Genomic DNA, 22540 nt, shown 5'->3' with positions numbered 1-22540 from the left:
TCAGGGAAGGCGCAACTTTTGTTCCAAGGGGTTAATTTCGTGCGACGGTTACGAACGGCCAGTCAATCCGCGGCCGGCTTCATTAGCAACGTCAACACCGACTCGACCGCGAGCATTCGCTGCTTCTTGCGTGTCGACTTTTTGGCGAAGTCGACATCGAACAGTGTGCCGAACGTATGCCGGTTCGACACGCGATAGATGCACAGCGCGCTGATCAGATAGTGCAAATCCACCGCGCCGATGTCGCGTCGGAACGTGCCCGCCGCAATGCCGCGATGGAGAATGCTCGTCAGCGTTTCGAGCACCGGACGATTCGTCGCCTTGATGGTCGGCGACTTCTTCAGGAACGCGGCGTTGTGTATGTTCTCGATGCTGATGATGCGGCTGAACACCTGATTATTCTCGTGAAACTCGAACGTGTTCTCGATATAGCGCGAGAGCAACTGCTCGGCCGGACTTTCATGATCGAGGCGCGTGGCTTCCTCGGCATCGCGGATCAACGAATAAACGTGCTCCAGCACCGCGAGATAGAGCCCATCCTTGTTCGTGAAGTAGTAGTAGATCATCGCTTTCGATACGCGCATGCGCTCGGCGATCGCGTCCACACGCGCGCCCGTGTAGCCGTGCAGCGCGAACTCTTCCGTGGCGATTTGCAGAATCTCGGCGCGCGTGCGCACAGCGGCCAGATCGCGCTGATTCGTCCGCTTCGGCTCGGGCGCGGGAACGGGTTCGTAGGTATCGGATGGCATCGGATCGTTCAAGTGGATGGCTGGCGACTGGGGTTATCCCCAAGTGTCCATGTTTCTCCATCGATTAATCTACCACCACCGATTTAACGAACCTACTAGTTAGTCAGTGAAATCGAGGAACGAACGAGACATCGGAGGCGGCAATGAGAGTCTGCGTGACGGGCGGCAATGGCTTTATCGGTGCGTGGCTGGTCAGACGCCTGCTCGCCGAAGGACAAACGGTGCGTGTGTTCGACCTGAATCCGCCGGGCAAGCTGATTCGTGTGCTGCTAGGTGCATCGCTTGAACGCGTGGAATGGTTGCAAGGCGATATCGGCGATACCCGCGCTGTCGATCAGGCGCTCGCGGCTTGCGATGCCGTCGCGCATTTCGCCGGCGTGCTCACGCCCTTCTGCCAGAACGATCCGGTGCGCGGCGCGACCATCAACGTGATCGGCACACTGAACGTCTTCGAGGCCGCGAAGAAGCACGGCATCGCGCGCGTGGTCTACACGAGTTCGGCGGGCGTCTACGGACCGAAGCACGCGGTGTATCCCGAACCGACCACGCACTACGGCGCGTTCAAGCTCGCCACGGAAGGCTGCGCGCGTAGCTATTGGTACAACGCCGGTCCGGACGGACGCGCGGTGGCCAGCGTGGGCTTTCGTCCATTCGTGGTCTACGGTCCGGGGCGCGAAGACGGCGCAAGCGCGGGCGTGAGTCTCGCGTGCCAGGCGGCGGCGCGCGGCGAGCTCTACACGATTCCCTTCACCGGCCGCACCGGCATGATCCATGTCGACGATGTCGTCGAAGCCTTCTGGGCCGCGCTCACGCGCGTGGTCGAAGGCGCGCATGTCTTCAATCTATGCGGCGACGTGCAGAGCACCGATGCGCTCATCGAAGAGATCGGCAGGCAAGTGCCCGGCGCGCGTCTTTCCGCCAGCGGCGCGCCGTTGCCGATTGTCGCGGACCTTCCGCCCGACGACTTGAACCGCGTGCTTCCCGGCTTGCCCGTGACCTTGCTCGCAGATGGCGTCGCGCGCTCGCTCGCGTTCTTCGCCAAGCATGACACGCTCGAAGACGGCGCTGAAAGCGCCCAGGACAATCAACCCATCAGCCTGAACGCCTGACGCCATGACGCATTTGCTCTCCCTTGCGCACCTGACCCTGATCGAACTCACGCCGCCGGAAATGATCGAGGCCGCCAGCGCGGCGGGCTTTCGTTCGGTGAATCTGCGGCTTGCGCCCGTGGCGCCCGGCGAGCATCAGCATCCGATGATCGGCGCCACGCTCACGCCGATGATGCGCGAGACCCTCGCCCGCATGCGCGATCTGAACGTATCCGTGCACGATGTCGAAATCGTGCGCCTGCTGCCCGATACCGACATCGACGCGCACGAGCCCTTGCTTGCGGCGGCCGCCGAACTCGGCGCGCGTCACATGCTGGTTGCGGGCGACAGTCCGGACGAAGCGGCCATCGCGGATCGCTATGCGCGACTCTTCGAACTCGGCGCGCATTATGGCATTGGAATGGGGCTCGAATTCATGCCGTGGACAGGCATCAAGAACATGGCGTCCGCGCGTCGCGTGCTGACGCTTGCGGGCACCGGCTCGATCATCGTCGATTCCATGCATGTCGATCGTTCGGGTGGCAGCGCGGAGGAAATCGCCGCATTGCCCGCGAACCAGCTCGCGTATTTTCAGTTATGCGATGCGTCGCGCGAACGCCCGACGACCGACGCCGAACTCATCTTCCAGGCGCGGCAGGCGCGCTTGCCACCGGGCGACGGCGGTATCGATCTGCGCTCGATGGTCCGCGCGCTGCCGCCCGACACCGTGATATCCGTCGAGATTCCGATGCACGGCTTGCCGAATCTCGCGCCGCCCGTGGAGCGTGCGCGTGCGTTGCGCCGTGCAAGCGAAGCGCTCATCGCCGAAGCCGCCGCTGCGGGTCCGCTTGCCGGCAGGCGCGCAAATGTGACGAGTTACTGAGGCCACATGTCGACGCAATGGGATCGAGAAGCGGACTTCGTGATCGTCGGTGGCGGCAGCGCGGGTTGTGTTTTGGCGAACCGGTTATCGGCGAGCGGCGCGCATCGCGTACTTCTCATCGAAGCCGGCCCGCGCGACCGTCATCCGATGATCCATATTCCTGCTGGCTTTCTTTCGCTGATCGAGCATCCGGTTCTGAGCTGGCGTTATCGGTCGGCGCCGCAGCCGCACATGGATTCGCGCGTGATCGCTTATCCGCAGGGGCGCATGCTCGGCGGCACCGGGTCGATGAACGGCATGCTCTATGTGCGTTCGGCCAGAGCGGAACATGCGCGTTGGGTCGATGAAGGTTGCGCGGGCTGGTCCTTCGACGACATCCTGCCCATCTACGAACAGATGGAGAATGCGGGCGGTGCGAGCCCGGCGAACGTCTTGCCGGTGAATGATTTCATGGAGACGCATCCGCTCAGTCAGGCGTTTCTCGATGCGTGCGGCCAAACCGGAATGACGGTCCGCGCAAGTCATAACGGCGTCGAGCGCGAAGGCGCGGCGCCGTTTCAGCAGAATCGCGCGGGACGGTTTCGCGCGGGGCCGGCGCAGACGTATCTTCGGGGTATCGGCAAACGGGCGAATTTCGGGTCGATGACCGACACGCTTGCAGAACGCATTCTCTTCGATGGCACGCGTGCGGTTGGCGTGCAAGTGTCGCAAGCGGGACGCACGATCAAGGTTCGCGCGCGTGCCGAGGTGATCGTGGCGTGCGGAGCGATCCGCTCGCCGCATCTATTGCAGTTGTCGGGCATCGGGCCGGGCTCGCTGATGCAGAAGCTCGGCGTGAACGTCGTGCACGAGAACGACAACGTCGGCGAGAATCTGCGCGATCACTATTCCGTGCGTGTCACTCAACGCGTGCGCGGCCAGTCGACCTTCAACGAACGCACGCATGGCGTCGCGCTCTTCAAGGAACTGTCGCGCTATGTGGCGGGAAAGGGCCTGCTTACGTGCGGCGCAAGCACGTGCGCCGCGTTTGCCCGCAGCAGCGCTGAAGCCAACGCGCCCGATCTGCAACTGAGCTTCGCGCCCGCGAGCTTCGAGCCGGGCACGTATGCGCTCGAACGAGAGCCGGGCATGACACTCGCCATCTATCAGTCGTACCCGCATAGCAAGGGGAGCGTGCACGCCGCTTCGACCGATGCTCACGCGGCGCCCGTCATCTCTCCACGCTACCTCACGGATGCGCGCGATCAAGCGGCCGTCGTCGCGGGCCTCAAACTTGGCCGCAAGATTTTTTCGATGACCGCGCTTGCGCGATACATCGAGCACGAGACGCTGCCGGGCGATAACGTCATCGCCGACGATGCGCTCCTCGACTATGCGTTGGCTCGTGGTGTGTCGGGGTATCACTTGGTCGGCACGTGTCGAATGGGCGGCGGCGAAGATTCCGTGGTCGATCCCCGGCTTCGCGTGCGCGGCGTGCAAGGCTTGCGCGTGATCGATGCATCCGTTCTGCCCGGTTGCACGTCCGGCAATTCGAATGCGCCGACGATCATGGTGGCGGAGAAAGGCGCGCGGATGTTGATGGAGGATGTGAGCGAATCGAGATGACGACACTGACTATCGTCAATCTGTGACGTCATCGACGAAATGGGCCACGGGATGCCTGAAGCTGGCTAACGATCGAACATCGATGCATGAGATAGGCGTCGCATGGGGACTGGCTTTGCGGCTTTTCATGCCGAAAATGCTCCTCACTTGATGCCGGCCTGCTCTATGCGAATTGAAAGCCTGCGGCACGCTGTTTGCTGCCTCAAAAGCAAGCAGGCGGCATTCGTCTGTTTCCATATTCCAATCCCTTAAAGGAGACGGATCATGAGCAAAGCAATCAGCACTTTAGTCGCGGCCGTCGCCGCACTCACCCTGTCGGCCGGCGCTTTCGCGCAGTCGGCAGGCGGTTCGAACGGTGGCGCGGGTTCTTCCGGGAGCACGGCCAGCCCGGCGAATCAGGTGAACCGCGCAACGGGCGGCTACGGCACGCCGGGCGTGACGAACTCGGACAGCGGCATGGGCGCTCGTGCGCCGAATTCGGGGCTTCCTAGCGGCACGAACGGCACTTCGACGTCGGCCACGAGCGCACCGAAGACCAATAACACGCTGGCTACCCCGAGCGTGGTTTCGCCGGCAGCGGGTCAATAACCTGGCGTGAAGATAGCGGCGAGACAGCATCGTGCGCCGCGTGAAAAGGCCGCTTTCCTCAGGGAATGCGGCCTTTTTCGTTTGATCACGCGAAAAGCGATTTCCAGTAATCGGAAAAACATTTCAGCAACCGTGTAAAAATTTTAGTGCCGGTCATTGGGCTGGAGACAGGCTTCCAAAGCACTTAGGAAATTCATGTTCCTTGCCGATATACAGGCATGAAACCCAACGACCCATTTCCCACCGGATCATACGAACTGCGCTTGACGGACGCCGACCTGGCGCACTTGCGCATCGTCATTCCGGACGAAGTGCGCGATCGAAACCGCGTGCTGCCGCTTGCATACTGGCGGCGGCGTGTCATGCAGATTTTGGAAACGAGGCATCTGGTGCCCGCGCAACTGGCCGTTGCGTCAGCCCTGCTCGCGCAGATCGATTCGGCTGTCGAGACTGAAACGCCGCTTGCGAAGGCGAGTTGAACGCTCACACGCCTCACACGCTTCACGCCGAAACGCTGCCACACAGTGTTGTCGATGGATGACACTATGCTCCGCTCTACTCTCCCCTTTTCCGCTTGAAAGCCAAGCCCGGACTACATCGGCATATCTTATGCATTCGCTTCGGTAATCCTGAACAGACCGCACTGCCTCATAACAACGACCATGGCATCGGAAACCGAACTGGAAGACTGGCGCCGCGCCGCACAAAAGCTGGAACTGGCCGTGGCGAGCGCCGTGGTGGGACAGCGTGAAACCATCCATCTAATCAAGATTGCGCTCTTCGCTCGCGGGCACGTGTTGCTCGAAGGCGGCGTCGGCGTTGGCAAGACGACCTTGCTGCGCGCCTTCGCTCGCGCGACCGGCGGCGACTTCGAACGGATCGAAGGCACCATCGACCTGATGCCGGGCGATCTCATCTATCACACTTTCGTCGATGCCGACGGCAAACCGCGCATCGATCCCGGTCCGCTCTTGCGGCACGGCGAAGGTCTGACCACGTTCTTTTTCAACGAGATCAACCGGTCGCGCCCGCAGGTTCAATCGCTCCTGCTTCGGGCGATGGCCGAGCGTTCCGTCTCCGCCTTCGGCCGCGAATATCGCTTTCCGCATATGACGGTGTTCGCGGACCGCAACAAGGTGGAGAAGGACGAGACCTTCGAACTGGCTTCCGCCGCGCGCGACCGCTTCCTGTTCGAACTGAACATGCCGACGCCTTCGGACACCGATGTGCGTCGCGCGCTCGTTTTCGATCCTGCGTTCCATGACGCCGATGCGCTCATCGAAAGCGTCCCGTCCGCCGTGATCGATTCGACGCGTCTTAACGTTATCGGCGCGGCGATCCAGCGTAGCGTGACGCTCAGTCCGAGCATGGAAAGCTACATCCTGAAGATCTGGGAGGCGACGGAAACGCCTCAGCGCTTCGACATTCAACTGGACGGCGTCGACATGGAGCGGCTGATCCTTGCGGGCGCAAGTCCGCGTGGCATGAGCGCGCTGGTGCGCGCCGTGCGCGTGAACGCCTGGCTCGACGGCCGTCTGCACGCCATTCCCGAAGACGTTCATACGGTGCTGCTGCCCGCGCTCGGTCATCGCGTGTTCTTTACGCCCGTCTATGAGATGCGTCGGCAGGAACTCGCCGAGGCATTGACCGCGACGATCATGCGGAAAATCGCGGTGCCGTGATGCCATGAAGAACCCAGTCGAATTCCACTATCGGCTGCCGGGGCGCGCCAGCGGATTCCGGCCTGGCTCGCATCCCGGCACGAGTTTCGGCGCGGGGCAGGAATTCGCGATGCACGCGCGTCTCTTCGATCATCCCGACCCGCGACGCCTCGACTTGCGCGCAAGCCAGCGCTCCGTGCCGCCGCAGTGGCTCGTGCGTCTGCATTTGCAGCGGGTCGCGGTGCCGGTGCAAGTCGTGGTGGACGTATCGGCATCGATGCTCTTCGGCGCAGAACGTTCGAAGCTCGATCTGGCCGCCGATTTCGTCGAAGCACTCGGCTATAGCGCGTTTCGCGCGGGCGATCAGGTCGGCATGCTCGCGTTCGACGAGCAGGAACGCGAAGACCTCTTCATGCCTGCGCGACACGGACGCGGCATCGGCGACGACATGGCGGCGCTGCTGCGCGGTTTCGAAGGGGCATCGCACGCCACGCCAGAAAACGCCGGGCTGGAGCGCGCACTCGAACGTCTTGCCGGGCGTCGCGGTCTCGTCTTTCTGGTCTCGGATTTTCATTGGCCGCTCGACCGTATCGACACGGCGCTGGATCGTCTCGTCAGCGCGCAAGTCGTGCCGATGGTCATCTGGGATACGGCCGAAATCGAGCCGCCCGCGCAAGGCCGATTTCTCTCGGTCCGCGATCTGGAGACCGGCAGAAACCGCACGCTTTGGCTGCGTGCTCGCGTGGTTCGGCAATGGCGCGATAACGTCGCCAAGCGGCGCCACGATTTGAAGACGGCCTTCGGCAGACGCGGCGCGTATCCCTTCTTTGTCGAAGGCGCCTTCAATGCCGAAGCCCTCTCGCGCCACTTCCTGGAAACGTCCGCATGATGCGCGGCAACCGGGCGATGATCCTCGCGTTCATGCTGATCGTCTTCGGTCTGATCGGCATAAAACCGGCGCGAGCCGAACAGACGGTCAACGCAACGGTCGAGCAGCCGCGCGCCTTCGGCCACGTTCTCGGCGATGTCTTGACGCAGCGCGTCCTCTTGAGCACCGACGGCCACGATGTCGCCTTGCCATCGGCCGGGCGCGTGGGCGTGTGGTTCGAGCGCCGTGCGTCGCGAATCGTCAAGGACACGCAGGGCCGCTCGTGGCTGGTGCTCGAATATCAGATAACCAACGCGGCTCAGGCTCTCACGAACATCGAACTGCCCGCGCTCGAATTGAGGCCGGCTGCGGGCGCGGTGCTGCGCGTGCCTGCATGGCCGATCAGCGTCGGGCCGTTGACGCCGCGCGCCTCGTTTCGCGCGGGCGACCTGCAAGCGCTCAGGCCCGATCGGCTCGTCATTCCCGTGGATGATCCGGCGGTTCATCGGCGCATGATCGTCATGCTTGCGTTGCTGCTCGTCACGCTCGCAAGCTGGGTCGCGTGGTGGTGGTGGTCGAGCCGCCGTTATGCAAGGCAACGTCCGTTCGCTCGCGCATGGCGGCATATACGCACCGACGCCGATGCGAACGACGATGCCTGGGTTCACGTGCATCGCGCGCTCGACGAAACGGCCGGGCAAGTCGTGCATGCGGCATCGCTACCGACGTTGTTCGTGCGCGCGCCGTATCTGCAATCGATGAAGCCGCGACTCGAAGAGTTCTACACGCGCTCGCAGGAACGCTTCTTTGTCCGCGATGCCGCTCCCGCGCCGTTCGACTTGCGTGACTTCGCGCGTGCGCTGTATCGGGCCGAGCGAGGGCAATGACCTCATGCCCATCGACTTTCTCCGGCCCTGGCTGCTGCTCATACTGCCAATCGCGCTCTTGCCGCTGTTGCCGAGACCGAGCGAGGCGTTCGCTTTCTCGTCGGTGAACTGGCTGCCAGCGGATACTGTCGGCGCGACCGTCGAACACCTGCGGCGTGCGTGTGCGGTGCTCGCGATGCTGGCCATCATCATCGGTCTCGCGGGACCGGGACGCTCACATCTGCACGTCTTGCGCACGAGCACGGCGGCGGACATTCTCATTTTGATGGACCGTAGCGCGAGCATGGACTCGGTGATGTCGAAGACGCCTGTCTCCGAACCGAGCGGCCAGTCCAAGAACGCGGTGGCTCGCCACTCGCTCGAACGCTTCGTCGCCGAGCGACCCGACGACCGTTTTGCGTTTCTCATGTTCGGCATCAGCCCGGTTCTTGCCGTACCGTTCACGTCGAATCACGAGATCATCACGCAAGCGATCTCAGGCACGGGAATAGGCCGCGGTATGCCGGATACGAAGCTCGATCGCGGGCTCATCGCGGCGATCAAACAGTTCGATGGCAGGCAATACGCGGGCCGTCGCGCCATCGTGCTGGTGTCCGATGGCGGCGCGCATCTCGATGCCGCTGCACGCGCGGCGATCAGCGAGGGCCTTGCGCGCAATCAGATCGCGCTTTACTTCGTGTATCTGCGCAGCGGCGTCTACAGCCCCGATCTGACGAAGATGGCGCCCGCCGACGACGCCTCGGCCGAAGCTGAACTGCATCGCTATTTTCAGACGCTGGGCTCGCCGTATCGGCTGTATCAGGCGGAGGACGCGGGCGCAATGGCCGCCGCCATGTCGGAGATCAACAAGCAGCACAACGCGGTCGTATCTTTCGACGAGCGCTTGCCGCGGCAAGACGAAAGCGCGTTGTGCTATGCCGCCGCATTGCTCGGTTGCGCGGCGTTGCTTGCGCTGCGCGCGGTTCAGGTACGGAGCTGGTCATGAAGCGATTGGCCGTTCATCTTGCCTTCGGCGGCGCAACGCTCGTGTTTGCAGCAGTCGCGCTCTTCGACTTGGCGACATTGCAGCATGCGCATGCTGTCGCGCGCGCGGTGTCGGCGGTAAGCGCCAAAGGCGCGCAGCCGCAGTCACTGGACGATGCCGCCCAAGTTCGGCTGGCGCGTGCGGTCGTATCGTCGAAGGCAGGCGACTATGCGGGCGCGCAGAAGCTTTACGACTCCGTGCTCGTGCAGGACAACGATGCCGCGTTGCAGACGGCCGCGCTATTCGATCTTGCCAACATGTCGTTGCGTCAGACGGCCGGTCCCGATGCGGGCGGTCCGGTTCGCTCGCTTCCGTTGCTCGAACAAGCCAAGGAACGCTATCGGTCGGCGCTGCGGCTCACGCCCGACGACTGGGACGCGCGTTATAACCTCGAACGCGCGTTGTGGCTCGCGCCCGAGGGCCAGACGAGCGACGAAGAGCGCGACTACAAGCATCAGGCCACGGTGAAGGCGCGTGGCGCGCAAAGCGAGGATCTGCCATGAAGGCAGTCGCGGCAACACTTGCGTTCCTTCGGCGGCGACACTGGGCCACGGTAGCCGCCGTGCCGTTGCTGCTTGCCGCCGTCTGGATGCCCGGCGTGATGTTCCAACGCGACGTGTTCAGCTATATCGTCACTTTCGATATCACGCAGAGCATGAGCGTCGAGGACGTGGGCGTCGTCGGCGGCGCGCCGATCAGCAGACTGGACTTCGCGCGGGCCGCGATGCGCGAAAGCATCGAGCATTTGCCGTGCGGCTCGAAGATAGGCTGGAGCATCTTCACAGGCCAGAGCACCTTGCTTCTGGTGCCGCCCGTCGAGGTGTGCGGCAACTTCGATGCGTTGCTTGCCTCGCTTGCTGGTATCGATGGCACGATGCGCTGGACCAACTGGAGTCGAGTAGCCGAAGGCGGTATCTTCGCGGCTGTGCGTACGGCGCGCAGTATCGGGCAAGACGCCAGTGTTCTCATGATCACGGACGGCCAGGAAGCACCGCCCATTCTTCCCGGCGATCAGCGCGTGCGCGACATTCCACGCTCGCAACTCAAGGGTTGGCTTATCGGCATAGGCGGCGATCAGCCCGCGCTCATCCCGCGAACGGATAAAGACGGCAATCGTATTGGCTACTGGCGCGCCGATGAAGTCATTCAAGTGCCGACACAACCTGGCGCGAGCGTGCAAGTCGAGAGTCACGAGGAGTTGTCGGAATTGCGCGGACAATATCTGGCGTCGATTGCGAAAGAAATCGGCTTCGATTATCGACGTTTGCGGTTGCCGCAGGACTTGCTGATGGCCATGACGGATGCGCGCTTTGCGCATTCGGAACACGTGCCGACCAAGCTGAATTGGATTCCGGCAGCGCTTGGCTTGCTGTTGCTCGTGTGGCGGTTTTGGCCGGAGCGTTGGGTGAAAGGCATGCGGCGCGCACGACGCTGACTGTAGACGCACGCCGCATGATCGCAACGCCATCTTCAAACCGCGGAACCCTTCCGCTCCTCTTGCCAGCACCGCAAACCGAACAACGGCACGACGCCATACGCGTGATCGAGCATATCCGAGAGCATCGCCTCGTACGGCTCCCAGCGTATCTCGTCGAGATAGAGACAGATTTCCAGCGCGACCACCGGCGCCGCTGTCTGGACATGACGAATCACGAGCGGCATGTCGCGCCGCACCGCCGGATGATCGCGAAGATAAGCGCTCAGATAGCGACGATACAACCCAAGGTTCGTGCGACGCTCGCCTTCGAAAGCGCCCACCGGCAAGCGGATGGCGTCGTGCATTTGCGCGAGCATTGCGTCGTCGGGGAAGCGCACGGTATCGACATCGAAATGAATCGCGTGTTTCAAGCGCCGCCCGCCCGACTCGCTCATGCCGCGCCAGTTCTTCACACTGTTCGTGAGCAAGAGCTGACTTGGCAGCATCACGATGGTGTTGTCGAAGTTGCGTATCTTGATGGTATTCAACGCGATATCGATGACCGTGCCATCCGCGACGAATCCCGGCACTTCGATCCAGTCGCCCACGCGCAGCATGTCGTAGGCTGCCAGCTGGATGCTGGCCACGAAGCCGAGCAACGAGTCACGAAAGATGATGATGAGCAACGCCGTCACCGCGCTGAGGCCGGTGAGCAGATAGACCGGCGAACGCTCGATCAAGAGCGAGACCACGGAGATGAGCGCGACGAGATACACCACGATGGTGGCGATCTGCAGAAAGCTCTTGATTGGCCGCTCGCTCGCAGTTGGAAAGTGACTATAGCGTTCGTCGATGCTGTCGCGCAGTGCCAGCGCGGCGCGCAGCAGCGTGTAGACCATGTAGCAAGCGGCGAGAATGCCCAATGGCCGTCCAAGCACCGCGATAAACGGTATCGTGAGACCCGAGAGCGTCGGCGCCGATGCATAGACGATCGCAGCGGGCACGAGCGGCGCAAGCCGGTGAAACACGCGATGACGCTCGGCGGCGATCAACCACTTGCGCCCTTCATTGCGCGTGAGCCGGCTGACGATCATGAGCATGATCCAGCGCGTGAGGTAGTAGCAGATCGCGCTTGCCAGCAAAATGGCGAGCAGCAAGGCGGCCACGAGCATGACCGCGACCAGCCAGCTATCCGTGTAGACGTGGAACTGCCAGTCTGGTCCCCTTTCGACACGCAGCATATTCTCGAACATGCACTCTCCGGAACAGGCGAACCGATGTTGGGCAAGAGGCCTTTCGCACGGTGGCTATTTTAGTGGCGGCAACAGCACGGACTTAGCGCGCCAGGCCGCATGAGAAGCGCATGCCCCTATCGTCGAAAGAATGTAGAGGCTAAGAAACCGCCGACGCCTGCCGCACGATAACCCGATCTGCGCAAGATCCGCTTTTCTTCGATGCCTTGGAAACCTGCGGAGCAGACATGCACGACGATAGTCCCGCAATAGCGCACAAGCGCTCAGAGACGCTCGATGCGGGAACATCGCGCCAGGGTTGCTGGTTGAGAAATTCGCGTCAATTGCCCGATGAGCGCACGGTGACGGCGAATGCGGCGGGTGTCTCGCCGTTCGTATCGTCAGGCATCGGGTCGAGGCGTTGAACGGCGCGCAATGCCGTTTCGTCCCATTGCGCGTTGCCGCTCGAATGTACGATGGACGCGGACAGCAACGCGCCATTGGGCGCACAGCGCGCGCCGATCACCGTTTCGAGTCCGGCCACGCCATTGGTCCACGCGATATTCGTGCGCACGCGCCGTCCGACGCGCTCGGCGTAGCCAACTGTTGCGACGGGTTCATCCGCCTTTGCCGCAACGCGGGCAACCTGCTCGCCAGAAGAAGCCGCAGCGACGCTCGGCTTGTGCGTCGCCGGTTCACTGACCAACCACTGTATCGACACGACGACGCCAACGGCCAGAAGCCACGCCCAGCCGCGCAGCTTCCCGCGCTTGATAGTCGCATTCGATTCACCGATCGACGAACGCGAACCGACCTCGCCCCAAGCAGCTGATTTCGGAAGCTGTTGCGCAATCGTCACGTCGTAACCGCGCCGCGATTCGGCATCGCTCAGGACGGCGTAGGCGTCGTTGAGCATCTTCATGATTCTTGTCGCGTCCGGACTCGTGTTCCTGTCGGGGTGATAGCGCTGACTCAACGCCTTGTACGCCGCGCGAATGACTTCGGGCGGCGCGTTGTGCGTCACTTTGAGATTGTCGTAATGCGTGTGCGTCGAAGCCATCGCTGACATGCCGTTTTCCTGAGCCTGTCTGGATAACGGCAAGCGCCTGGGGAAACCTTAGCGATGACGGTGTGCGAAAGCGGCGCGCGCGCCAGGACGACTTAGCGCGACGGCACGACGCTTATGCGCGCCCACGTCGATCTCGATATCGACGCGGGCGGAACGATGTCCGCCCGCGTCCGTTCTACGTTACAGCCCGGCCGTCCAGCGCAGGACCGGCTCTTCCGCGCCATCCGGAAGCGACCACGTTCCCTTGGAGCTGAAGTCCCACGTAGGACCGAAGCTCGCCGGCGTGGCCATTTGCGCGCTCGTCAGACCGCTCGAAGCGGACATGGCCTTGCCGCTGCCGACACCCGCTGTCGCGACAGACGTTTCCTTGTCCCAGAAGACGTCTTTGGCAATCGTGCCGCTATTCGTGCCCGCAATGGCGCCCGGCTTATGCGACCCCGTGCCCGGCGAAAGCGATGCCGTGCTGTACGACTGGCGAATGGTGCCGGTGTTGTTGCCCACCAAGCCGCCGATATATGCGCCGCCATTCACGAAGCTCTGCGAATACGACTGCTCGATGGTGCCGCTGTTCACGCCCGCGAGCCCTCCGATCGTCGCTGTTGCGGCAGCCGTCATGAAGTTGATGGTGTACGACTGGCCGATGTAACCATCGTTTTCGCCGACTAGACCGCCGATTTCGCCATCGCCATTGACTTGCGCGCCGCTCCACGAACGCTCGATACGTCCGCGGTTGATGCCGACCAGCCCCCCCGCTGCCGTGGCCGTACCCGTGGGTTTGTTGACGATGCCCGTGCTCGCGACATTCACCAGGTAGCCGTAGTTCGTGCCCGCAAGCACACCGACCGGACCGCCCGACGACGACGCCGTGGCGCTATCCACCAGTACGTTGCGCACGATGCCGGTCGGGCCGACCACGCCGAACAAGCCCGTATTCGCTCCGCTCGGAATGTTCAGATCGCTCAGCAGATGCCCCATGCCGTCGAACTGACCGGTGAACGGTTGCGCCGCGCTGCCGATGCCCGAGAGGCCCGTTGCGCCATCCAGCTCCAGCGACGAGCCGAGTGCGTAAGTTCCGCCGAGGTTGTTCTTCACGGCGTGCAGATCGGCAATCGAATTGACGAGCTGATAAGCCGTGACCTGCGTGAGCAGACCGCTGAACGGCGCCGCGCTCCAACTCGCGTTGCCATGCACGGTTCCGGGCGTGTAGCTGCCGGTCATGTCGTACAGCGCCGAGACGATACCCGTGCTGTGCGACCAGTCGAGCGTGCCGCGATTGGTCACGCTGCCGCCGTTGTTGACCGCGCTGGCGTCCGCACGCAAGGTGAGACTGCCCGCGCCCGTGTTGGCGATGGTCGCGCCCGGCGCGATGGTCACTGAATGCCCGGCGTCGAGCGTCAGCGACGACGACCCGATCCACCGAATATTCGATGTCACGTTGATGTCGCCCGCGCCCTTGGTGGCATCCGCGCCATTCGCATGGACCGTGATCGACGTTCCGCTGCTCAGGTTCGCGGCCAGCGTGCGGGCGGGCGCTGCGTCGGCGGTAAAGGTCGGGGCCGTGATGTTCCACTGTCCCGCGCCTACTTTCGCCTCGCTCAGCTTGATGGCGTTGCCGGTCATGTCGACGGTGCCGCCGCTGCCATCCGCGTTGCGCGCGGAAATGGTGGCGCCGCGTGCGTCCACCGTACCGCCTTGCGCCACGAGCCACACGTGGCCATCGCGCGTTTCGGTGCCGGTGGCGCGCAGCGCGCCCGACTTGCCCGCAAGCGCGAAGATGTTGCCGTCGGCCGCTTGCAGGCTGATCAGCGCCGCCTGGATCGTGCCCGAGTTGGTCACGTCGCCGCCCGTGCCCGTCGTCTGCACGCCAACTTGCTGGCCGTATGCGCTGTCCGCAAGCACGACTTCGCGCGCCGTGACGAGTTCGGCCGTGCCCTTCGGCGCGCTGATCGATCCGGCATTCATGACGCTCTTCGCCGAAATGAGGAAGACGTCGCCGCCCGACGAACTGATTTTCCCGAGATTGATCACGCTGGCATTCGAACTGCCGCCGAGCGTGAAGTAATCCGGGCTGTTCATGAACGAGTCGTTATCGGTATCGAGTGTCGATGCAACGAAACGTCCGCCGGTCGCCACCACGCCCGTCGGCCCGATGAGCACGCCATGCGGATTGATGAGGTAGACGCTGCCGGTGCTCTTGAGCGTGCCGTAGATAGCCGACATGTCGTTGCCGGTGACGCGGTTGAGAGTTGCGCCGGTTCCGTTGTTGATGGAAACCGTATTGCCCGCGCCGATGGAAAAACTCGTCCAATTGATAATGCCGTTCGTGCCCGACTGCTTGATATTCAGGGTTCCGCCGCTTTGTGCGATGGTTCCCGAGCCCGCGACATATTTACCGCCTTGAGGAAGAGGCGGTACAGCTTCGGCTCCCGGCGCGTGAAGGAAACTGCCAGCAGATGCAAGTGCGATGAGAAGTGGAAGAGCCCGAACTGTAAAGCCCGGTGCGCGAAACGTAGAGACGCAGGCCGCATCGCCGAGCGTCGAGACGCCCGCGAGACGGTAAACAAAAAGACGCATACCGCCCCCAACAGAGTGTTTCCCCGATTTAATCGCTAAGTAGACAGCTTTTTTTAGTTGGTAGTGCAGTGTAACAGAGCGTAATGTCCATATCGAAAGACGAAAGATGATCGTTTTCAGGGCTTGCTCAGCGGGCTGTAATTATGCTTACGAGTTCTTTAGCGATAAGCGTGAAATGCAAACAACGGGGAGTGGGGATAATCGGTAATTTCAACGCGTAATGACGTCCTTCAGTGCGGACGCCGGCACCATGATCGCGCGCTGGATGTATTCGTGCCCCGACATCGTGCGGTGTTTAAGGACGATGTCAGGTCCGGCTTCGATCGCGAACGATCACGTCTTGGTGAAACCGTTTGATTTTCCCAACGCGTAGACCGCCCGCGTCGAACGAGGCAACACTACCCTCCCCGCGCATTTCGAGCCTGTCGATTCGTTGGGATTCTTTTTCGCTTCACCTTTGGCGCGCTTCGGCGGCCCATGCCTCGGCATCGACGCCAGCGGGAATACGCATCGGCGCCGAGGGGTCGGTGGCGGCGCGCCACACCGCTTCGGCAACGTCCTCCGCGCGCGTGGTCGGCGACGCGGTGTCCTGGAACTGCTCGAAGACGCGCTTGACGAGATCGGCATAGGCCGCGTGCTCCAGGCCATGCATATGCGCGCGCGCGTTGTCGCCGAAGCGCGTGTCCGGCGCGCGGCCCGGCAAAACGAGGCGCGCGCGCACGCCGAACGGTTCGAGTTCAAGCGCCATCGACTCGGTGAAGGCGTTCACCGCCGCCTTGCTCGCGCGATATGCGCCGATCAGCGGCAAGGGCTTGATGGTCACGCTCGACGTCACGTTGACGATGACGCCCGCCCCGCGCTCGCGAAACTGCGGCAGCACGGCTTGCGTCATTGCAATGGTGCCGATGGTGTTGGTCTCGAAGATGTCGCGCACCGTGGCAATGGGCACGAGTTCGGCGGGCGACGCCGCGCCGACGCCCGCGTTGTTGACGAGGACATCGATCGGTCCCGCGGCTTCGATTGCCGCGCGAATGCTTTCGGCGTTCGTGACATCGAGCGGCAAGATGCGCAGGCGGTCGAACGGCGGCAGCACATCGGTGCGCGGCGTGCGCATCGTCGCGATGACTTGCCAGCCGCGACTCAGAAAGTGACGGGCGATTTCGAGCCCAAATCCGGACGAACAACCGGTGATCAACACGGTTTGCATGACGACTCCTTTGAAGTGGTTTGCGTGTGCCACCACAATAGATCGCCGCTCTCGTACTCGCTACAATCGATGATCCAGATTTCATTTGCAGGAGTCCGGCAATGATCGATCCGTTGGCCGAAGTCGTGACGCTGCTTCAACCGGCTGCCAATTTCTCCAAGCTCGTCCATGGTGCAAGTCCGTGGCACATCAGCCGCTCGGACGCAGGCCAGCCGTTTTATTGCGTGATTCTGGAAGGCGGATGCCGTATCTCAATCGACGGCTACGAGCCGATCGAACTGTTGTCCGGCGACTTCATGCTGATTCCCGCCGCTTACGGCGTTGCGGTGTCCAGTCTCGAAGCGCCGCCGCCCGGTTCCGAAACGCAATCGCCCGTTGCGCTCGGCAATGGCGAGTTCAGGATCGGCCCGCCGAATAGCCCGATCGACGCGCGCATGATGGCGGGTCACTGCAACTTCGGTTCACCCGACGCGGCTCTGCTCGTTTCGCTGTTGCCGCGCTTCGTGCATGTTCGCGGGGAACGGCGGCTTGCCACGCTCGTGCAACTGGTTCGCGAGGAATCGCGCGAACAGCGGCCCGCGCGCGAAGTCGTGCTTTCTCGATTGCTCGAAGTGCTGCTGATCGAGGCGCTGCGCTCGACGGCCGGAACGGACGCGTCACCGGGTCTCGTGCGTGGGCTGTCGGACCTTCGTTTAGCGGCTGCCTTACGCGGAATGCACGAACGCTCCGCGCACGCGTGGACGGTGGCCGAGTTGGCGAAAGAGGCCGCGCTTTCGCGTTCGACCTTTTTCGAGCGCTTCAGTCGCGCGGTGGGCGTGGCGCCGATGGAATATCTGCTTCGGTGGCGCATGGCGCTCGCCAAGGATCTGTTGCGGCGAAGTCAAGGGCGTATCGCGGAGATCGCGCAGCGTGTCGGCTATAGCTCCGCCAGCACGTTCAGCGTCGCGTTCACCCGGCATGTCGGCCGCTCGCCGTCGCAATACGCGCGCGACGGACAAGCGGCAGAAGACTAATTACTTCGATATGCAGATCGATTGCTCATTGCCTGGCTCAATAACGCTCGTTCGACGCTCACGATCACGCGCAACCTCTTCAATCAACTGACGTTATTTATTTAAGAATTTCCACACATCCCACTTCGTTGGAATGCATGAATCGTTTTGCTTCATTGAGAAGAAGAATCTGAAACTGGCGAAACCACGTGCTAACCTTTCCTCAGAACGTTGTATGCGCCGCACTTCGGAGGCCTAATGCTTACGTGCCACTGTCAGTCTTGCGGGAAATTGTTTTCGTCGCAATTGTCGGAAGAGGCACTTCGTTGTGAAGAATGCGAGTCACCTAATGTGGAAGTGCTCGCGGGCTCCGACACGTTGGACAACGACAACAGGAATGATCTAGGCAATTCCGAACTCATCTGATATCTATGAATATTAATGAGGAAGCGCAGTGCGGCTTTGGCTCTATGCCCCGCACGCAGAGCGCGTAACCTAGCACGCCGGGATTCGTTCCGAGTGCTGCAAGCACTTACAACAGCAATGCGCGAGATGCACGTCATTACCGGTTCGCGATTTAGATCAGGTCAGAATGGCGCCACTGTGTGACGAGGTCTGTTGCAACGCGGCGCCCGCATCGGCAAAGACCCGCAATCAATGATTAGTCGATCAACGCAGGTCAGAGGAGCACATCGTGACAGGGCGGTTACCGTTGGACGACGAGCAGGAGTTCGCGCTGTGGCGGCCCGACAGCAAGGTTGTCGTGACCAGCAAAAGGCGAATCGTAATCGGGCATAAGGACAGACCAATAGGCAAGTCACTTGCGCTTCTTCTGTCCACGAGAGGATTCGAAGCAATACACGCAAGCGAAATGGGCGACGCCCAGCGTTTCCTGCAGCACTGGAAAGCTCATGCGCTGCTGCTCGACACGAGAATGGACACGCCACCCGACTTTGAAACTGTCCGGCAGTTGCGTCGAACGGAACACACGGCGGGTTTATTGATCATTGCAATGAGCAACATTCAACCACTCGATTCGCTGCCATCGATGAAAGAAGCCGGCTTCGACGGTCACGTCCGTCGCCCATGTTCGCTCTGGCGACTCACCGATCTCATCGAAAGTCATTTCGGTATCGTGCCGATGCGCAATCGCCGCTAGCGCGAACGATAGTCACGTTCCTTAGGGACTGCACGGCGTGACGTTCGAGGACCCAAAAATCAATCGATTGCAACGCAGAAGTGAACCGCTAGACCTTTCGCGCGACGAAATGCAGCCAGTTCTCGCCGCTAACGTCGGCCAGTTCCGATACTTGAGCGCCGCTATTACTTCCGAAAACGGCCTCGGTAAGCAGGCCGGCCTCGGCACATTGTTGGCGCTGCGTCTGGATATCCGTGTAAAGGATCAGAATGCCGAACCTGTGAGCGGCGCAGACGCGTAGTGCATAGCCGTCGTATTCGCGGTTGAGAGGCGAATAACGCAGATAATTGAACGCCGCCATTGGAAGGTTATATAAAGCTCGCGCGCAGTTGATGCCGAATTCGACGACATTCTCCGCTTGCGAAACATGCGAAGCTTGCGCAAACGTTTCCCTGTAGCCCGGCCCGGCGAGATTGTGGGTAGAAAACAATGCGAGACCGCCTGGCTTGAGCACGCGTGCAAACTCGCTTAGCACTTTGCGTCTGCCTTCACTGTCGATGGAATCGATGCCATTGAAGCTGAACATCACGAGCGCGAAGCTGTTGTCCTCGAATTCGGCCAGGTTGCGCGCATCCATGACACGCACCTGGACGCTCGGATAATTTCTCTGGCATATCGCGACCAGCTCGGGCGTGTAATCGACACCCGTGTAATCCGGGCTCACGCGCGACAGCAGCGGCACCGTGCGTCCGCCGCCTACACCGACATCGAGCAAAGGTTGATCGCGTACTTCCGCGCGCACATAAGCGATAGCCGCGGCCTCGCCAGGATCGGTCCAATCGCTCAGCTTGTCGTACCATCGGAGCGCGCTACGGGTGCGCCATGCAGACCGGTTGACGCGGTCTTGCACGGTAAAGCGTTGCTGGGAAAATCCCATACGGCACCCGCGCTGAGCGATAACCAGAGAAACCGGAGCGGGGCATTGAGAGTCGGCCGCCACCGCACTTGAATGACAAATGAAGTGTAGCAGTCGTTTAATTTTGCCGCCGGGTTATTCAAAATAGCGCTCGGCATGATAAACGTGCGCGTCAGCCCTGATCAAAAACGGAACTCAGCGGGCATATAAGCGTCTGACCGTTCCTGAGGCGATGCACGTCATCACGCAAAGCCTTGGCATCGGGAAGAATTTTCAGTAGGTTGTCGAATGGCCAGCCAGTTGTCGACGCTTTGCCGGGCGTCGCAACATGACTTTGGTTTGTTCATACGAAGCGCATGCCGACCAACCTATCACGATATGCTCAAAGACTTAAAACCCTTTGCGGATAACGCTCACGCGGACCAATGCATATCCGTTGATGGTCTTGACCGAGCACGCCGACATCGACCGAACCCATGTTCCCGCAATTCATGGCGATGAATTCGCCGGGTAGGCGCTTTTTTTGCTGCCCTATTTAATCGATCGCCAGTACCGGCAAAGGAACTCTCATGGCCACTCCCGTTTTCGAGTCAGTTCGTCTGGATGACGTTCTGCTCAAGCCCGACCCGATCGACCCGGCGTGGATACTCGAGGGCAATCCCGTCGCGCGCAGCGGTCAGTGGTCGCAGAGTCCCGACACGACCACGACTTCCTGGGTCTGGGATTGCACCGCCGGGCGCTTCAACTGGTACTTCAATGCCGATGAGACCATCTACGTCATCGAAGGCGAAGTCATCATCACGGCCGAAGGTCAGGAACCGCGCACGCTGCGCGAAGGCCATGCCGCGCTGTTCTATGCCGGAACCCATTCTGAATGGTACGTTCCGAAATACGTGCGCAAGCATGCCATCTTGCGTCCGCATATCACCAAGCCTGCGCTGCTCGCGCTCAAGGTGAGCCGCAAGTTCAGCCGCAAACTCAACGGCTCCTTTCCCCGCTCGTCGTTCCGATCGTCAGGAGACGAGAGCGCTTAAGCGCTGAGAAAGCCGCGCCCGAGTGATTGCCTCGATCTGCGCGAGCGCCTCGTCCATCTCCTGTGGCGTGTCACGCCCGATACGGCGTTCGAACGCCGCGAAAATCCCCTCCCGCGTGTAATGCCGCACGCAGATAATGAATGGAAAGCCATGCCGCGCGAGATAGTCCGCGTTCATCCGGTCGAGCGCGGCCTCTTGCGCGGGCGTCAGCGCGTCCAGTCCGGCGCCCTTTTGTTCGGCATTCGAATCGCGCGTCATCGTGCCTGCACGAATGTTCGAACCCGACAATAGCGGATGCAAGTTCAGAAAGTCGCATTGGCCTCGCTCGTTCAGCGCGCGGATGACGTCCATCATCGCTCGATGCAGTTCCGGCGCGGAGCCGAACGGCCGCCGTTCCCACGCGCCGCTCGCTGCCTGTGGAAAGTGCTCGAAGACGCTCCCGAAGGCGCGCAGGAAGGTTGCATGATCGAGCGCATTGATCGGCGCGAGATCGATCGACTGAGACACGTAGTGCTCCCGTAAAGCCCGCTTGATCGAAGCCAGGCGTGGATGACGATTACGGGCCGAGTATAGGAAGCGCTAGCGCGGCGGGCGAGAACCGCGGCCTTATAGACCGCATAGCAGAACCCGATAACGAGCGTCGGCTTCGCTAACGCTTCATGTCGCGCAGTTCGCGCAGCGCTTGCGACGCTGCCGTCAACGTGCCGCGCAGCCACACATGCGATGCCGAGCGATGCCGCGACGGATGCCACAGCTGATAGAACCGCATGAGCGGAAACTCGATCGGCGGATCGAGCACGGCAACCGGCAGCGATTGCGCGTGATAGTTGGCGAAGTGGCGGCCCGTGGTCAGGATCAGGTCCGTGCCTGGAATGAGGCTAGGCGCGAGATTGAAGTACGGACAGCTCACGCGATTGTCCCGATGCACGCGCATCGTGCTGAGTCCGGTATCCACGACGCCACGTTGATCGCGCTAATATGGCGTCGGCACGATATGCGCCGCGTCCAGATAAGTCTGCGCGGTGAACTCGCCGGGTCGCGCATGCACGCTGTCCTCGGCCACGACGCACACCACCTCGTCCTCAAGCAGCACGGACAAATGCAGATGCTCCGGTGGATTCGGCCAATTGCCGATAACGATATCCGGCGAGCCTTCCGACAACGCCTGCTCGTAGTTGAAGGTCGCGGACAGCGGCATCGCGACGAGACGCGCCCTTGGCGCCGTGCGGCGGAACTCGCGCACCACATGCGCGAAGAACGGCGGCGCCAGATAGTCGGGCATGCCGACCGTGAAGGTCTGCTCGGTGGTGGCGGGATCGAACCGGTCGTCCGCTACCAGCAGGTTATCCAGCGCGCCGAGCGCGGCTTGCGCGTTCTCGGCGAGTTGCAGCGCCCGCTCGGTCGGGACCATCACGTTCTTCTCGCGCGTGAGAAGCGGGTCGTTGAAGATCGTACGAAGCCGTTTGAGCGCGCTGCTGATGGCCGGCTGCGACTGATTCATGCGAATGGCCGTGCGAGACACGCTGCGCTCGGCGATCAACGTGCAAAGCACGCGCAACAGGTAGGTATCGAATGGATCGTCTGCGCGATTCATGTTTTGAGGTCCGT

Annotated in this window: 22 protein-coding genes and 1 pseudogene; 14 read left to right on the top strand and 9 right to left on the bottom strand. The window is 61.8% G+C overall.

All coding sequences use genetic code 11. From position 1 onward, the window contains the following. Window positions 1-62: 62 nt before the first annotated feature. Window positions 63-749 carry a TetR/AcrR family transcriptional regulator gene (locus NCR98_RS30680; protein WP_250528214.1) on the bottom strand — a complete coding sequence of 229 codons (687 nt, stop codon included), beginning with the start codon at window positions 747-749 and terminating at the stop codon, window positions 63-65. Between the two features lie 143 nt (window positions 750-892). On the opposite strand from NCR98_RS30680, the gene NCR98_RS30675 reads away from it, so the two are divergent. Genes NCR98_RS30675 through NCR98_RS30665 form a run of 3 tightly spaced genes read left to right on the top strand, consistent with a single transcriptional unit; the run spans window position 893 to window position 4325 of the window. Continuing rightward, window positions 893-1858, top strand: a complete 966-nt coding sequence (locus NCR98_RS30675) for an NAD-dependent epimerase/dehydratase family protein (RefSeq protein ID WP_250528213.1) — start codon at window positions 893-895, stop codon at window positions 1856-1858. Between the two features lie 4 nt (window positions 1859-1862). Then, window positions 1863-2720, top strand: a complete 858-nt coding sequence (locus NCR98_RS30670) for a sugar phosphate isomerase/epimerase family protein (protein ID WP_250528212.1) — start codon at window positions 1863-1865, stop codon at window positions 2718-2720. 6 nt (window positions 2721-2726) lie between these two features. Continuing rightward, window positions 2727-4325, top strand: a complete 1599-nt coding sequence (locus tag NCR98_RS30665; protein ID WP_250528211.1) for a GMC family oxidoreductase — start codon at window positions 2727-2729, stop codon at window positions 4323-4325. Between the two features lie 15 nt (window positions 4326-4340). Here the strand turns inward: NCR98_RS30665 and NCR98_RS30660 are convergent, their stop codons facing one another. Continuing rightward, window positions 4341-4562 carry a hypothetical protein gene (locus tag NCR98_RS30660; protein WP_250528210.1) on the bottom strand — a complete coding sequence of 74 codons (222 nt, stop codon included), beginning with the start codon at window positions 4560-4562 and terminating at the stop codon, window positions 4341-4343. 27 nt (window positions 4563-4589) lie between these two features. On the opposite strand from NCR98_RS30660, the gene NCR98_RS30655 reads away from it, so the two are divergent. The 8 genes from NCR98_RS30655 to NCR98_RS30620 all read left to right on the top strand — a co-directional run bounded on the left by NCR98_RS30655 (window position 4590) and on the right by NCR98_RS30620 (window position 10788). Then, a complete protein-coding gene (locus NCR98_RS30655) occupies window positions 4590-4913 on the top strand; it encodes a hypothetical protein (protein ID WP_244831533.1) in 324 nt (107 codons plus the stop codon). A gap of 218 nt (window positions 4914-5131) precedes the next feature. Next, entirely contained in the window at window positions 5132-5392 is a 261-nt protein-coding gene (locus NCR98_RS30650; RefSeq protein ID WP_244831535.1) for a hypothetical protein, read from the top strand. A gap of 183 nt (window positions 5393-5575) precedes the next feature. Further along, window positions 5576-6595 (top strand): AAA family ATPase, encoded by a 1020-nt coding sequence (locus tag NCR98_RS30645; protein ID WP_250528209.1) that lies wholly within the window; start codon window positions 5576-5578, stop codon window positions 6593-6595. Window positions 6596-6599: 4 nt separating this feature from the next. After that, complete coding sequence (locus NCR98_RS30640) at window positions 6600-7463, top strand: DUF58 domain-containing protein (protein WP_250528208.1); 864 nt, start codon at window positions 6600-6602, stop codon at window positions 7461-7463. Next, on the top strand, window positions 7460-8329 hold the full coding sequence (locus tag NCR98_RS30635; protein WP_250528207.1) for a hypothetical protein: 870 nt from the start codon (window positions 7460-7462) through the stop codon (window positions 8327-8329). The genes NCR98_RS30640 and NCR98_RS30635 overlap by 4 nt, the downstream gene beginning before the upstream one ends. A 4-nt stretch (window positions 8330-8333) precedes the next feature. Beyond that, window positions 8334-9314: a vWA domain-containing protein gene (locus tag NCR98_RS30630; protein ID WP_250528206.1), complete on the top strand. Its 981-nt coding sequence runs from the start codon at window positions 8334-8336 to the stop codon at window positions 9312-9314. Further along, window positions 9311-9856 carry an MxaL protein gene (locus NCR98_RS30625; RefSeq protein ID WP_250494824.1) on the top strand — a complete coding sequence of 182 codons (546 nt, stop codon included), beginning with the start codon at window positions 9311-9313 and terminating at the stop codon, window positions 9854-9856. Before NCR98_RS30630 ends, NCR98_RS30625 begins: the two co-directional genes overlap by 4 nt. Further along, complete coding sequence (locus NCR98_RS30620; RefSeq protein WP_250528205.1) at window positions 9853-10788, top strand: vWA domain-containing protein; 936 nt, start codon at window positions 9853-9855, stop codon at window positions 10786-10788. The genes NCR98_RS30625 and NCR98_RS30620 overlap by 4 nt, the downstream gene beginning before the upstream one ends. A 35-nt stretch (window positions 10789-10823) precedes the next feature. On the opposite strand, the gene NCR98_RS30615 is transcribed toward NCR98_RS30620, so the two are convergent. From NCR98_RS30615 to NCR98_RS30600, 4 genes are all read right to left on the bottom strand, one after another. Continuing rightward, window positions 10824-12023 (bottom strand): mechanosensitive ion channel family protein, encoded by a 1200-nt coding sequence (locus NCR98_RS30615; RefSeq protein WP_250469583.1) that lies wholly within the window; start codon window positions 12021-12023, stop codon window positions 10824-10826. Window positions 12024-12342: 319 nt separating this feature from the next. Then, on the bottom strand, window positions 12343-13071 hold the full coding sequence (locus NCR98_RS30610; protein ID WP_250528204.1) for a TonB family protein: 729 nt from the start codon (window positions 13069-13071) through the stop codon (window positions 12343-12345). 180 nt (window positions 13072-13251) lie between these two features. Next, window positions 13252-15645, bottom strand: a complete 2394-nt coding sequence (locus NCR98_RS30605) for a two-partner secretion domain-containing protein (protein ID WP_250528203.1) — start codon at window positions 15643-15645, stop codon at window positions 13252-13254. A gap of 451 nt (window positions 15646-16096) precedes the next feature. Further along, window positions 16097-16852: an SDR family oxidoreductase gene (locus tag NCR98_RS30600; RefSeq protein ID WP_250528202.1), complete on the bottom strand. Its 756-nt coding sequence runs from the start codon at window positions 16850-16852 to the stop codon at window positions 16097-16099. 101 nt (window positions 16853-16953) lie between these two features. Here NCR98_RS30600 and NCR98_RS30595 point away from each other — a divergent pair, with 101 nt between their 5' ends. Together NCR98_RS30595 and NCR98_RS30590 are read left to right on the top strand one after the other, a co-directional pair. After that, a complete protein-coding gene (locus NCR98_RS30595) occupies window positions 16954-17865 on the top strand; it encodes an AraC family transcriptional regulator (protein ID WP_250528201.1) in 912 nt (303 codons plus the stop codon). Between the two features lie 691 nt (window positions 17866-18556). Beyond that, window positions 18557-19003, top strand: a complete 447-nt coding sequence (locus tag NCR98_RS30590; protein ID WP_250528200.1) for a response regulator — start codon at window positions 18557-18559, stop codon at window positions 19001-19003. 88 nt (window positions 19004-19091) lie between these two features. On the opposite strand, the gene NCR98_RS30585 is transcribed toward NCR98_RS30590, so the two are convergent. After that, complete coding sequence (locus NCR98_RS30585) at window positions 19092-19919, bottom strand: class I SAM-dependent methyltransferase (protein ID WP_244831559.1); 828 nt, start codon at window positions 19917-19919, stop codon at window positions 19092-19094. Window positions 19920-20467: 548 nt separating this feature from the next. On the opposite strand from NCR98_RS30585, the gene NCR98_RS30580 reads away from it, so the two are divergent. Next, window positions 20468-20932, top strand: a complete 465-nt coding sequence (locus NCR98_RS30580; protein ID WP_244831561.1) for a cupin domain-containing protein — start codon at window positions 20468-20470, stop codon at window positions 20930-20932. Here the strand turns inward: NCR98_RS30580 and uraD are convergent. Both uraD and NCR98_RS30570 read right to left on the bottom strand, forming a co-directional pair. Further along, complete coding sequence (uraD, locus tag NCR98_RS30575; protein ID WP_250528199.1) at window positions 20912-21439, bottom strand: 2-oxo-4-hydroxy-4-carboxy-5-ureidoimidazoline decarboxylase; 528 nt, start codon at window positions 21437-21439, stop codon at window positions 20912-20914. The genes NCR98_RS30580 and uraD overlap by 21 nt on opposite strands. 142 nt (window positions 21440-21581) lie before the next feature. After that, a pseudogene (locus NCR98_RS30570) lies at window positions 21582-22526 on the bottom strand (LysR family transcriptional regulator). Window positions 22527-22540: the final 14 nt, after the last annotated feature.

This window comes from Caballeronia sp. GAWG2-1, assembly GCF_023631405.1.
Lineage (GTDB): Bacteria > Pseudomonadota > Gammaproteobacteria > Burkholderiales > Burkholderiaceae > Caballeronia.
This window is presented reverse-complemented; position numbering and strand designations above follow the sequence as displayed.